Origin of the sequence: Photorhabdus namnaonensis, from assembly GCF_001684335.1 — a bacterium.
GTDB classification, from domain to species: domain Bacteria; phylum Pseudomonadota; class Gammaproteobacteria; order Enterobacterales; family Enterobacteriaceae; genus Photorhabdus; species Photorhabdus namnaonensis.
Genome location: NZ_LOIC01000060.1, coordinates 1 through 13,142, shown reverse-complemented (window position 1 = coordinate 13,142; position 13,142 = coordinate 1). Strand labels below are relative to the sequence as shown.

General features: G+C 42.3%; 14 protein-coding genes and 1 pseudogene. 8 read left to right on the top strand and 7 right to left on the bottom strand.

Annotated elements, in window-relative coordinates; translation table 11 throughout:
- Positions 1-198: 198 nt before the first annotated feature.
- Positions 199-1,398 (bottom strand): multidrug effflux MFS transporter, encoded by a 1,200-nt coding sequence (locus Phpb_RS10020; protein WP_065390211.1) that lies wholly within the window; start codon positions 1,396-1,398, stop codon positions 199-201.
- A gap of 713 nt (positions 1,399-2,111) precedes the next feature.
- Positions 2,112-2,984, bottom strand: coding sequence for a transcriptional regulator CynR (gene cynR, locus Phpb_RS10015; RefSeq protein WP_065390210.1), 873 nt, complete (start codon positions 2,982-2,984; stop codon positions 2,112-2,114).
- Positions 2,985-3,196: 212 nt separating this feature from the next.
- On the opposite strand from cynR, the gene Phpb_RS10010 reads away from it, so the two are divergent.
- Together Phpb_RS10010 and Phpb_RS23705 are read left to right on the top strand one after the other, a co-directional pair.
- Positions 3,197-3,664 (top strand): nucleoside deaminase, encoded by a 468-nt coding sequence (locus Phpb_RS10010; RefSeq protein WP_065390209.1) that lies wholly within the window; start codon positions 3,197-3,199, stop codon positions 3,662-3,664.
- Positions 3,665-3,780: 116 nt separating this feature from the next.
- Positions 3,781-3,927 (top strand): annotated as a pseudogene (locus tag Phpb_RS23705) (RNA-guided endonuclease InsQ/TnpB family protein); the annotation flags it as partial.
- Between the two features lie 39 nt (positions 3,928-3,966).
- Here Phpb_RS23705 and Phpb_RS10005 read toward each other — a convergent pair.
- On the bottom strand, positions 3,967-4,302 hold the full coding sequence (locus tag Phpb_RS10005; protein WP_065390208.1) for a plasmid stabilization protein: 336 nt from the start codon (positions 4,300-4,302) through the stop codon (positions 3,967-3,969).
- A complete protein-coding gene (locus tag Phpb_RS10000) occupies positions 4,292-4,645 on the bottom strand; it encodes a type II toxin-antitoxin system Phd/YefM family antitoxin (protein ID WP_240492507.1) in 354 nt (117 codons plus the stop codon). The genes Phpb_RS10005 and Phpb_RS10000 overlap by 11 nt, the downstream gene beginning before the upstream one ends.
- 353 nt (positions 4,646-4,998) lie before the next feature.
- On the opposite strand from Phpb_RS10000, the gene Phpb_RS09995 reads away from it, so the two are divergent.
- The 5 genes from Phpb_RS09995 (at position 4,999) to fis (ending at position 9,151) form a co-directional block, all read left to right on the top strand.
- A complete protein-coding gene (locus Phpb_RS09995; protein WP_065390206.1) occupies positions 4,999-5,241 on the top strand; it encodes a YhdT family protein in 243 nt (80 codons plus the stop codon).
- Positions 5,231-6,676, top strand: a complete 1,446-nt coding sequence (gene panF, locus Phpb_RS09990; RefSeq protein ID WP_065390205.1) for a sodium/pantothenate symporter — start codon at positions 5,231-5,233, stop codon at positions 6,674-6,676. Before Phpb_RS09995 ends, panF begins: the two co-directional genes overlap by 11 nt.
- A gap of 13 nt (positions 6,677-6,689) precedes the next feature.
- Positions 6,690-7,580, top strand: coding sequence for a 50S ribosomal protein L11 methyltransferase (gene prmA, locus Phpb_RS09985; RefSeq protein WP_065390204.1), 891 nt, complete (start codon positions 6,690-6,692; stop codon positions 7,578-7,580).
- 283 nt (positions 7,581-7,863) lie between these two features.
- Entirely contained in the window at positions 7,864-8,829 is a 966-nt protein-coding gene (gene dusB / locus Phpb_RS09980) for a tRNA dihydrouridine synthase DusB (RefSeq protein WP_065390239.1), read from the top strand.
- Between the two features lie 25 nt (positions 8,830-8,854).
- A complete protein-coding gene (gene fis / locus Phpb_RS09975; RefSeq protein ID WP_010847912.1) occupies positions 8,855-9,151 on the top strand; it encodes a DNA-binding transcriptional regulator Fis in 297 nt (98 codons plus the stop codon).
- A 132-nt stretch (positions 9,152-9,283) separates the two neighbouring features.
- Here the strand turns inward: fis and Phpb_RS09970 are convergent, their stop codons facing one another.
- Positions 9,284-10,444 carry a Bcr/CflA family efflux MFS transporter gene (locus tag Phpb_RS09970; RefSeq protein ID WP_065390203.1) on the bottom strand — a complete coding sequence of 387 codons (1,161 nt, stop codon included), beginning with the start codon at positions 10,442-10,444 and terminating at the stop codon, positions 9,284-9,286.
- Between the two features lie 102 nt (positions 10,445-10,546).
- Between Phpb_RS09970 and Phpb_RS09965 the strand changes: the two genes are divergently transcribed.
- Positions 10,547-11,326, top strand: coding sequence for an AraC family transcriptional regulator (locus tag Phpb_RS09965; RefSeq protein WP_065390202.1), 780 nt, complete (start codon positions 10,547-10,549; stop codon positions 11,324-11,326).
- Between the two features lie 172 nt (positions 11,327-11,498).
- Here Phpb_RS09965 and Phpb_RS09960 read toward each other — a convergent pair whose 3' ends face one another.
- Both Phpb_RS09960 and Phpb_RS09955 read right to left on the bottom strand, forming a co-directional pair.
- A complete protein-coding gene (locus Phpb_RS09960) occupies positions 11,499-12,758 on the bottom strand; it encodes an insecticidal delta-endotoxin Cry8Ea1 family protein (RefSeq protein ID WP_065390201.1) in 1,260 nt (419 codons plus the stop codon).
- A gap of 29 nt (positions 12,759-12,787) precedes the next feature.
- Entirely contained in the window at positions 12,788-13,138 is a 351-nt protein-coding gene (locus Phpb_RS09955) for a hypothetical protein (RefSeq protein ID WP_082302559.1), read from the bottom strand.
- Positions 13,139-13,142: the final 4 nt, after the last annotated feature.

Here is a 13,142-nt window from a genome sequence, read left to right as displayed (position 1 = left end):
TTAAAAGAAAGTCGAAAAGAAATCAGCACGCAAAAGAACATTATCCGAATAGATGGGGATTAACGCCCTGAAAAAAAGGGGAATTATCCGAAAAAACATCAAAGGTAGTGATTTATTAAAACTACTCAGATTAAAGATAGGTTTATTTAAAAGAACTATTACGATAACAGATTTCAAAGAGACTGTAATTTAAATTATTTATTTTTCACTTATTTCTTTATCACCTCTATTACCCTTTATATAAATAATACTACCGACCAAGGAAACAACTGTGATGATAGATGCCACCCTAATAGGTTCATGGTGAGATAGATAACCAATAAGTAATGACGCCAGTCCCGCACTGCCTAATTGCAAGGTTCCCATTACGCCGGAAGCTGTCCCAGCCGCTTGAGAATGAGTGGTAATTGCCGATGCAGTACCTAATGGCAATAAAAAACCATTACCGAAGGTCAATACTGATATTGTTAGCACAGACGTTATCAATGGGTAGGAGCTAAAAATCATTTGTATCGTGAAAGCAATACCGCCAACAGCAAAGATAAAATAGCCATGAGAAATCGTCTTTCTCACGCCTTGCCGGCGACTTAATTTTTTAGCAGTAAGATTTCCCAACACATAACTTAAAGAGAGCATTATATAGGTGTAACCAACATATTTTTCTGACAATCCCATAGCGGTAAGAATAAATGGCGATTCAATCAAATAAGAAAAATATGCCGTATAAGCGAAACAAGGTATTGCTGCATAGTAAAGAAATTCTTTATTTATTATCACTTGGTAAGTACTAACCAATATATTTTTAACACTCAAATTTTGACGTTTTTCTATTGGTAGTGATTCTTTCAGAACTAGCAAACACAACATAAGCGTGGCTGTTATAAATAAAGTAAGAAATAAAAAACAGGCTTTCCAACCATAATACTCACTTAACATACCTCCGATTATTGGTGCGACAGCGGGTGACATTCCCACAAAAGGGAAAATAATCAGATACAAATTGGCTGCCTCTTCTTTCCCCATCAGATCACTAATAATGGCGCGACTTAATGTAATACCCGCACAAGCGCCTATTCCCTGGAATAAACGCAATAATAGTAACTCACTAATATGCGTACTGTAAAAAATACCAATTGTTGAAATCAGCCATATAATCATCCCAGAAATAAGAACCCTTTTTCTTCCTAAACAATCACTTAATGGTCCATAAATAAGTTGAGAAAAGGCTATACCAAATAGAAATATAGCTATTGCACTTTGTATACTAGATTCGCTAACGTGATAATAGTTTCCCATTTTACTTAAAGCGGGTAGGAATATATCTGATGAAACCAGTCCCCCCATAGAAAGAAAAGCCATTAAAACGATAAATAATAAAGATAAAGTTTTGTTGCTCATAGGCCATTAACCAATCGATATAATAAACATTATCCCAAAATAAATTCCGTATAAAAAAATACGAGCCAGTTAAATGAGCATAATCACTTATTTAATGAAATATCAATACCTTGCATGTAAAAAGATAATAAATTAATTTGCATATTACCTTGTACTGCAAGAACCAGGAGATTTCCATAACAACATGAAAATTAAACCCCATCCGCTTTTCAGATTAATAACTTTTACTCTATAAATAATTCCTCCAAATAGTGGGATACTTTTACACAACTTATTCAATAATTAACTTTTACAAAAATAAATTCATGTAAATATCAATTAAAAAAATAGTAACATCAACATCACTTTTAGCAAACAAAAAAATATAGAATTTAAGTTCAAAAATGAATAAAAAAAACACAAAACACAGCATATAATACTAAAAAGTCATTTTTAGATTACTGCACGAATATGAACTTGCCTTTTTGTACCAAGTACAATGCAGTCTGGACATCATTTCCAGTAGGGCAGCTTAGGCTGAATATCAGAGAACAAAAATTTCTACATAAATACTCTTTTGAAACAGGTACAGCGCAGTTTCACATCTGTAGTCAATACGGAGTAACGCCTGTTGTCATCAGACAAATTAACGGTCGCGATTATGCCGTAGTTAACGTCAATACCTTTGAAGACGTTGACTCTGCGCTGCTTAAATATGTTGTCGGCCACTAAGTTTACTGACGAAAACGAGCAAGCTCGATAAACGCCCGTGCCGCAGCCGTCTGGTAAGCTCCTTTTCGCTGCATGAGAACCGCGGTTCTTTGTAGCAGCGAGGGGGTTAGAACAATCGAAACCAATTCCTCCCGATCACAGGCAATCTTTGCCGGCAGCAATGTGGCAAGGCTTGTATGTCGGATGATCTCAATGACAGCACTTAGCGAATTGGCCTCCATCAAAACGCGGGGACAAATGTCGTTCTGCCTACAATAACGATCGATCTGCTTCCGTGTAGCGAATTCGGACGTCAGGAGAACCAGAGACTCGTTGTTCAAGGCTTTCAGACTCATCGTTCGACACTTTGCAAGGGGATGCTCCTTACCAACGACCAGCGCTAGCGTCTCCACCAGAAGTTGTTGTGCATCGATATCAGGCGAGTGGATCTCATCAAACGCAATCCCGACATCAAGTTCGTCATCGACCAGAAGCTCTTCAATGCGCTCCTGCGACATCTCCCGAACCGTTAACGTGATGTTGGGATAGAGATTGTGGAACGACTTGACCAAGGGGCCGATAAGATAAGTCGTGAACGTCGGCGTAACGGCAATACGCAGAGAACCGCGACTCAGGTCACCAACATCGTGGATCGCACGCTTTCCTTCCTCCAAGTCCTGTAATGCCCGTCGTGCATAGCGGAAATAGACCTCGCCAGCATCCGTCAGCCGCATGGTACGTCCGGTCCGATCAAACAGTTGCGCCCCAAGGGTTTCCTCAAGCTGCTTAATCTGCTGCGACAATGCCGGCTGGGACACATGCAAGGCTGTAGCGGCACGCGTGAAGCTGTGGTGCTCGGCCACGGCAAGAAAATAGTTGATATGTCGTAAAAGCATGTGGGTCTCCATAAGGTATGCCTATGGAGTGCATAATAAATCAGTCTTTTACCTTATGGATATCCGAAAGTAATCTTCAATCCATCTTTTCGTTACACGACACAGAGATCAATCATGAAAGAGATCATCAAAGGCTTTCTGAAATTCCAGCGCAAACTCTCTGAGCCGGTAACCACGCTTTGATTCAATCTATTTTCAATGAGGTTTTTTCTATGAATTTTGTAAAACGCACTATCGACCTTGCGATGAAAAATGTGGAACAAGGGGGCCGGCCGTTCGCCACCGTAATCGTACGTGACGGCGACATCATCGCTGAAAGCCCGAACCTTGTAGCACAGACCTGCGATCCGACCGCACACGCGGAAATCCTGGCTGTACGAGAAGCGTGCAAGAAGCTCGGGACCGAGCACCTGACCGACTGCGATATCTACATTCTCGCCAGCCCCTGCCCTATGTGCTTAGGCTCGCTCTACTACTGTAGTCCGAAACAGGTTATCTACATCACCACGCGTGAAGACTACGCACCATTCTACAAGGATGATCGCAGGTACTTCGAGCTGGATACGTTCTACGCAGAGTACGCGAAGCCCATCGAGGAACGCCGCCTGCCCATGATCCAAAAGAAGGACGAAAGCGCTATCAAGGTGTACCAGCGCTGGCAAAAGCTGAACAAGAAGTGATTCTCTGGCTTCTGGTCGGACATCCAGAATTTGAGATCGACATGGCGATATGACCATCGTGATTGCCTTTCATATGTCACATTATCGGGATTTTAAAAACTTCTACTTTGGATTATCCTTGCTGTGGTGTCGAACATGATCGTGATATCAACGCAACGATCAACATCCAGCGCAAGGGCACGAGAGAATTACAGGCGGCGGGACTCGTCGTCTCTGCCCACGGAGGCCAGCGTCAATCCGTTATAAAGACGGTTGCGGCCTGAGAAGTGGGAAGCCTCGCCGTTTTTTACGGCGGGGAGCAGTCACTGGCGTAGACAGTATTGAATAAGCGCCTGCCTAATACTTTGCTTGGTACTTAAAAACAGTAATGGATAAACGATACCTTCTGACTCAGAAAAACGGTAAATAGCTCTCAACTGGAGTTTGGGGTCAACATAATCGTGATAAGTGGTGAAACCAAGATCTGCTGCTTCTATACATAATGGAGTGCTTTCAGGATGGCCGTTTACCCTTCCCTCAAATCCAGCAATGAAACTATCAAGAAGCTCTTGAGTAGCGATTTGGCCTATATGTCTTGCCAAATAGTAGAACCGGTCATGGAGCTGGTCCCGGAATGCAAAAGAATACTCAAATCTCATCAACCAATCCTTTCAGCCCAGCCCTAAGGTTGGCAGATGAAACTGTCCGGCCTGCTTGCACGTCCTTTTCAGCAAAAGATAGCAGTCGTAACAGGGCCATCTGCTCCTGCTGCACTTCAAACTGAACAGGATCTTGAACCACGTAGAGAGGTTCTCCATTTTGCGTGACGACTACGGGGTCGGAAACATCCATAGAAGCCAGTTCTTTCTTGAATGCTGATACTGTAGTTATGCGTGGCGAAGTAAATAGGGTCATAGCGTTCTCCAATAATGAAATACAACTCCCAATGAAAGAATATACCCAAATCACCAATGAGTCCATATATGGGCTGTATATGGACATAGCCTGCTCAGATTACTGACAAAACGCTGTTTTTTATCCGGCGCTTTGCTTTAATTAAGTTCCGTTCACTAAACGGAGCTTGCCGCTATGTTAAGAATACCTTCTCCCCAGACTTTCCCGCCAGCAACGCTCTCGCTTGACAAACTGATTCATAATGAAAGAAACCCCGTTATTTTCAACGAGGTTTGTCAGCGGCCTGAAAGAGTGTATAAACAGATTCTCTCTTTTTTCGCCCATTGCTATTTTTAAACAAAACTCAGGCTATTAACCACATATCACATTTTTCCTGAATGAATTCGCATCTTGCCGTACAATCCTTCTCTTCCCATCTTATTTAATTGCCGGAAGAACGAATGGACAAACGATTTGTTCAATCCCATAAAGAAGCCCTTTGGGCCGTGTTTCTAACGCTTGCTTATCTTATTGGCTGGCTATTGACAGCCTATTTACCTAGCGAAGCTCCCGGTGTCACCGGCTTACCTCGCTGGTTTGAAATGGCATGTTTGTTACTACCAGTTGTATTCATTATCTTCTGCTGGTTAATGGTGAAGTTTATTTTCAAAGAAGTCCCGCTGGAGGATGAGAATGCAAAGTGAAGTTATCTTACCTCTGCTTGGCTATCTTGCATTGGTATTTCTGCTGTCAGTTTACGCTTATCGACGCCACCAGAAAGGCCCCTTTCTGACTGAGTACTTCCTTGGCAACCGTTCAATGGGCGGCTTTGTATTGGCAATGACCATTACCGCTACCTATATCAGCGCCAGCTCATTTATCGGCGGACCGGGAGCCGCCTATAAATATGGTCTGGGATGGGTATTACTGTCGCTGATTCAGTTGCCGGCAATATGGCTTTCCCTGGGAGTGTTAGGTAAGAAATTTGCCATTCTCGCCCGTCGCTATAATGCCGTTACTCTTAATGACATGTTGTATGCCCGTTACGGCAGTCGTTTTCTGGTTTGGTTTGCCAGCCTAAGTCTTTTAGTCGCTTTTGTTGGCGCGATGACCGTTCAGTTTATTGGCGGCGCACGCCTGCTGGAAACGGCTGCGGGTATCCCTTATGGCGCCGGATTAATGATTTTCGGTATCTCTATCGCTCTCTATACTGCATTTGGAGGGTTTAGAGCAAGTGTCCTCAATGATGCCCTACAAGGGCTGGTAATGCTGTTAGGCACTGTTCTACTGCTAGTAGCGATTATCTATAAGGCGGGAGGTCTGTCGGAAGCAGTTACCACATTACGCGCAATTAATCCTGAGCTGGTTTCGCCACAAGGCGCTGATCATATCCTCAACGGGCCTTTCATGGCATCGTTCTGGGTACTGGTCTGCTTTGGAGTAATCGGGTTACCTCATACCGCCGTCCGTTGCATCTCCTACCGCGATAGCAAAGCTGTTCATCGCGGGATAGTCATCGGAACCATCGTCATGACAATCCTGATGTTTGGTATGCACTTAGCTGGCGCAATTGGTCGAGCCATTATTCCTGATTTGACCATTCCCGATCAGGTGATCCCAACATTGATGATCACTGTATTGCCGCCATTCGCTGCCGGAATTTTTCTAGCCGCGCCGATGGCCGCCATTATGTCTACAATTAATGCACAACTGCTGCAATCTTCTGCAACAATCGTCAAAGATCTCTATCTAAATTTGTTTCCACAACAAATCGTACAGGAAAAAAAACTAGCCCGGATCTCTAGTTTTTCTACCCTGATTCTTGGTTTGTTGCTACTTTTAGCCGCCTGGCGCCCACCCGAGATGATTATCTGGCTGAATCTATTAGCTTTCGGTGGCTTACAAGCCGTATTCCTCTGGCCATTAGTCTTGGGCCTGTATTGGGAAAAAGCCAATGCCTATGGCGCTATCAGTTCAATGATTACAGGGGCGACTAGCTATACTTTGCTCGCGAGTTTCAATATCCATCTATTGGGCTTCCACCCTATCGTGCCATCATTGCTACTTAGCCTGTTGGCTTTCTGGATGGGCAATACCCTCGGTCAGCGATTACCGCAAAAAGCGGCCAGACCTCATTAAAGGAAAATTTTTTATGCCTTGGATACAACTTCGATTAAATACCACAGGACAGCTCGCTGAATCCCTTGGAGATATTCTGGTAGAAAATGGCGCAGTCTCAGTCACCTTTCAAGACAGCCATGATAATCCTGTATTCGAACCCTTACCGGGCGAGACCCGTTTATGGGGAGATACCGATGTCATCGGACTGTATGATGCTGAAACCGATATGAAAGCTGTAATCAGCCAGCTCGAACACGTTCCTCAGTTGGGTAAAGAATTTATTCATAAAATCGAACAACTGGAAGACAAAGATTGGGAGCGTGAATGGATGGATAACTTCCACCCAATGCGTTTTGGCAACCGCTTGTGGATTTGTCCAAGCTGGCGCGATGTCCCGGACCCAAACGCAGTCAACGTTATGCTGGACCCTGGACTGGCTTTCGGTACAGGCACTCACCCAACCACATCATTATGCTTGCAATGGCTGGACAGCCTCAATCTGGGAGGTAAAACGGTTATCGATTTTGGTTGCGGTTCCGGCATACTAGCAATTGCTGCGCTAAAGCTCGGTGCAACGCACGCTATTGGCATAGATATCGACCCACAAGCTATTCAGGCCAGCCGAGACAACGCAGAACGTAATGGCGTTCTGGAGCGTTTAACGCTATATTTGGCGAAAGATGCACCAATCGATCTTGAATCTGATGTAGTAATTGCTAATATTTTGGCAGGCCCTCTGCGTGAACTCGCCCCTGTCATTGGTGCATTACCAAAACCGGGCGGCCTGTTAGGTCTATCGGGTATTTTAACAAATCAGGCAGAAAGTGTTATTCATGCCTATACTGATAAATTCGCAATCGATCCTGTTGCGGAACAGGAAGAGTGGTGTCGGATATCTGGGGTAAAAGTAGTAACAAATTAAAATTATTTTATTTTGATACTATTGCAAGTGTGAATTTTGATCACTTACTGATGGTAATCCGTGCTATCAGCAAACTTGCTGATAGAAATATCCTAAGTGATAAACTTTACCAATAACATATAACACCATGTTATTTATAAATAATTATGTTTATCCCAGAAGAAAAGTTGGAAAAAAGTTGTAACAAATGACGATTTGCTCAAAGTTTGGCCTTTCATATTTTGCGAAAAATGCGTAATATACGCGCCCTTGCAGTCACAGTATGGCCACTCTTTCTTCGTTTATGCGTATCGGACAATACCAGCTGAAAAACTGTCTTATTGCGGCCCCAATGGCTGGCATAACTGACCGCCCGTTTCGGTCACTATGTTACAAAATGGGTGCAGGTATGACAGTATCGGAAATGCTTTCTTCCAACCCACAGGTCTGGAAGACAGACAAATCCCGGCTACGTATGGTTCACAGTGACGAACCGGGCATTCGTTCCGTGCAAATTGCTGGGAGTGATCCTGATGAAATGGCAGCAGCAGCGAAGATCAACGTCGCTAATGGTGCTCAGATCATTGATATCAACATGGGGTGTCCAGCCAAGAAAGTGAATCGTAAGCTGGCAGGTTCAGCTTTACTGCGTTACCCAGAATTGGTGGAAAAAATTCTTTCTACCGTTGTAAACGCAGTAGATGTTCCTGTTACGCTAAAAATTCGCACTGGATGGTCGCCAGAAGAACAAAACTGTGTAAAGATTGCCCAATTGGCCGAGCATTGTGGTATTCAAGCTCTGACGATCCACGGCAGGACTCGTGCCTGCTTATTTAACGGAGAGGCAGAGTACGACAATATTCGGACAGTTAAGCAGACTGTTGCCATTCCGGTTATTGCCAATGGTGACATTACTGACCCGCTTAAAGCCAGAGCAGTGCTTGAATACACCGGGGCTGATGCCCTGATGATAGGCCGCGCTGCTCAGGGAAGACCCTGGATCTTCCGGGAAATCCAGCATTATCTGGAAACAGGAGAACTGCTGTCACCGATGCCGATTGGCGAAGTGCAGCATTTGATGAACGAGCATGTACGGGAATTGCACGACTTTTATGGTCCAAGCAAGGGAGCCCGTATCGCACGTAAGCATGTATCTTGGTATCTCCGGGAACATGCTCCTGATGACCAGTTCCGGCGCACATTCAACACCATAGAGGATGCCAGCGAACAGCTGGAGGTGTTGGGGGCATATTTCGAAAATTTTGCGTAATATAAAGAAAAGAGCTGACAGAACTATGTTCGAACAACGCGTAAATTCTGACGTACTAACCGTTGCTACTGTAAATTCACAAGATCAGGTAACTCAAAAACCTTTACGTGACTCAGTTAAACAAGCACTGAAGAACTATTTTGCTCAATTAAATGGTCAAGATGTTAATGATCTGTATGAGCTGGTATTGGCTGAAGTGGAACAGCCATTGTTGGACATGGTGATGCAATACACCCGTGGCAACCAAACACGCGCTGCCCTGATGATGGGCATCAACCGTGGCACACTGCGTAAGAAATTGAAAAAATATGGCATGAACTAATTACTAAAGTTAGTTCATTAAAAAAGGCGCTGTACCTCTTGGTAAAGTGCCTTTTTTGCCAAACCAAAAAAAGTAATGCCGAATTTTGGGGGCCTTACGCAATAAAATGCAGATTATTTAGTTGCTTGGCAATTATAAAATCTGCATTGAACCTTTCTTTTGCCTGAAAATGAAATAATTGGTTACAGCCAACAATAAGATAAAACAACCACAACATATCAAGACAACACCAAGATGTTGGTTCCAACCCGCTAGCGCAAGACCTGTGCCTAACATCAAATAATATAGCAAACCCAATAATGCTCCTGCTGTTCCCAATCTATCCGTATAATTAATCAATGCAGAAGCCAGGATGTTAGGAATTGCAACTCCGTAGGCCACAACAATCAAAATCATAGGCAGAATAAACAACCAAGTATCTTCCAGAACCATTATCAATCCACCACCAATCAGAACAATAACAGCAGCAAGAAACACTAAATTTGATGAACTCCACTGTTTGTTGAGCAAGAGTTTATTCAACCAAGCACCAATGCCTACTCCCGATGCCAAAAATAATCCTGTGTAACCAAACATTTCAGGAGAAAATCCTAACCGTTCAAAATTAAATGGAGCTAATTGGTAATAACTGAACAAACATAGGTTAAAGAGGGCTATCAACAGGGCATTCCGCCAAATTGCCATATCCTTGAGCATCATAAGTAAAGTACTGGTGAGTGGTATTATCGCCACTGCTACCGGACGGGTTTCAGGCAAATAAATAGCAACCCAGCCTGACAGTAATACCGCGAGTAAAGACAACCCCAAAAAAACACCTTTATATCCCCAGAAGTACACCAAAATAGAACCACTTATCATGCCAATTGCCGGACTTATTGCCAAAGCTACGCCCACGATAGAAAATACGCGAGCTAATTCACTTCCTTGATAAGAATCTCTCATTATTGTTTGAGTTCCTACCGAGCCTACTGCGGCACCGAATGCAGATAACATTCTGGCCGCCAATAACAACTCAAACTGACGGCTTAGTAATGCCACTAATGAAGCACCGCTATAGAGTAATAATCCACTCAATATCGTTGGCCGTCTTCCTATGAGATCACACAAACGCCCCCAAATCACCACACCGATGGCGAAAGCAAAAAAATATAAAGATAAAGTTTGAGCGGCTTGTTCGGCACTCACTTTAAATTCCTTTGCGATATCGGTTAACGCCGGGCTATAGATGGTTTCTACAATTTGTGGAAACATCATTAACGCTGTTGCCAGCACAAGTCCAATTTTACGTTGCATTGTATTTTTCTTAATCAGTTAGACAATAAACGTAAATTAGCACTTCCTTAATTGTCGCATTACAATAATAAAGACAATTTATTTATTAAATAAGACATGAATATGACATGGCTTTCTCGTGATGATAGTTTTGATCCTGATAGCCTTGGAGTACCGGTAGTGGGGATTGCAGCCGAACTAGGTCAGCATGACTCAGGATTTCATCAACATAAGATGGGGCAATTATTATTTACCCAACAAGGGTGCATTAATATCACCCTGGCAGATCACCTATGCATACTTCCACCAACTCGGGTTGCCTGGATTCCACCACGTATTATTCATAGAGCAGAAATGAAAGGCTCTGTCGGATATCGTTCGATTTATTTAGATGTAAATCAGATTGGATATTTAGCGGAACACGTTGAGGTATTGGAAGTTACACCTCTGTTACGTGCAATATTAGAACGAATAGCACTCTCTCCCTTTAATACAGATTGGTTACACGGAGCTACTGCTAACCTATTGGCCGTTTGTCTTGATGAAATCCATCAGGCAAAAAGAGAACCGACATTATTACCTCTCCCTTTTGACCGTCGTTTGACCCGTATTCCTCTGACCACACTGCCACCACCGCTCAAAATACTTGCCATGAATATCGGAGCCAGTGAGAAAACCATCAGTCGGATATTTCGCCGAAAAACAGGATTGAGTTACCAGCAGTGGCGGCAACAGTGGCGTTTGATCAAATCTATAGAATTACTGGCAAAACAGGGAAATTTGTCATCTGTCGCTAATGAATTAGCGTTTTCCAGTGATAGCGCTTTCATCCTCTTTTTCAAAAAAATGACCGGTCGATCCCCAAGGGAATATATGTTTGCTTATAAGGAACGTGATTATTGAAGTAAATAGTTATTAAAGTAAATAGTTATTGAGATAATATACAAAAATTGCCGACATCAAAAGCATGATTCACCATATGAATATAAATGCCGGCAAATATATCAAATCAAGAAGATAACTAAATAAAAGCTAATAACGCTATACGTATATAAAATATGCTTATTAAAAGCTATTATTTTTCATCGTCATTTATCAGTTGATAAGATACAGCAATATTTGCTGCCTGACCGGCTAATGGGCTGTAATCACTGGACAAATATATCCCTGCAATATAGTGGCTTTCACCGACATAAAATTTCCTATACCGAGATGTTCCAGGCGAACCTAATGACAATGAACGACCATCTCTCAAAGTAAAGACCGCTTGATCAACAGCACCATTACCCCATACTTCCAAACTGGTAATTCGACTACCATTCAGAGAAATAGATGACGTCTCACCAGATATTGTACCTAATTGATGGCGACTACCATCATCAAATACAACTGTCAGCCCTCCTACCCTCGCTGCCCCGCCAATACGCACAATATGTCCCGTTAACGAATCTATCTTTCTTCTCTTTCCTCCATTAAGAGCCGGTTTGAGAGGTGGAGCCATATCTTTCTCTGGAGTCAATGCCTGAATTCTGGCTTTTGCTGTTTGACGATCAAAGAAAGTAGAATAACTTAAAACATCAACATAGATTCTATTATTTACAGACTCAGCTTCACTTAATCTATCCCAAATACTGATATATTCAATTCCATGTAAACGACAGTGACCATGAACAGACATCACATTATTTGCAACAGTCTCAGCCGTCGAGTTATTAAGAGCATCATTTAGCTCTCTATCATATATGTTATTAATATAGCTATTAGCCTGTTCTACCGTCTTTTTAATTAACCCTCGGACTTTTTCAATATCGATATTACTAAGCCCAATTTCATCTTTTCTCTCTAAACCAGCAACCCAATATGTTATCTGCATCATAACCGTAGTAGAAAACATGGGTAATATCTGATAGTTAACATCATCGGAAAAATTATTAAATTTTTTGTGATAACCATCTATATTTTCTGCCAGGTTATTAAAAGCACTCCTCGCTTCTTCTGATCCTGGATGCTTATCAAGAAGATCAGCAACAGTTGCCATTCTCTCTTGTATATATGCAATATCACCAGCAAGGATACCTTTAATCGTCTTTAACGCGGATTCCTCTATCATCCTCTCAATTTGTTTGACAATCCCTTCCCATATATTTTCTTGCGATTGAGGCCAAAATAAACCGACTAAAAAAGATATAGCGGGACCAACTGAAGGGATAAAAGATATTCCCCCTATGATTGCGTTTTTTACAATGTCAGTAACATCCCACTCTAACGCACTCGTTTTTACAGCATATTCATTAGCCACAATGGTTCTTATGTCTAAAACATTTTCTGTTTGCATAATGAAACCCTTCAATCAAAGTAAGATGTTTAAACCAAATTTGCCGTCACATAAGCAACTTTATCTGTGTTATTATAGATAACAAATTTACTATAATAAAAAGAGTTGCTAGGCACGTTTAATACCTTCTCTTCTCCCAATCCTACATCTATCGAACCAGATTCAAACCATTCAGAGGTAAAACTATGAGACCAGTAAAATTTAGCCGTAACACTATTTGCTATCCCTGTATTGACAACTCTCAGAGATTTTCTGGATTCTGGAATTATTGGCGTATCTATTCTAAATACTTCCACACTAAATAAATTTTCAAAATAATAGATCACTGGAAGGGAACTCAGTCCGATTTTTGCGATCTGATCAATTGCCAAAAATCCCAAACCT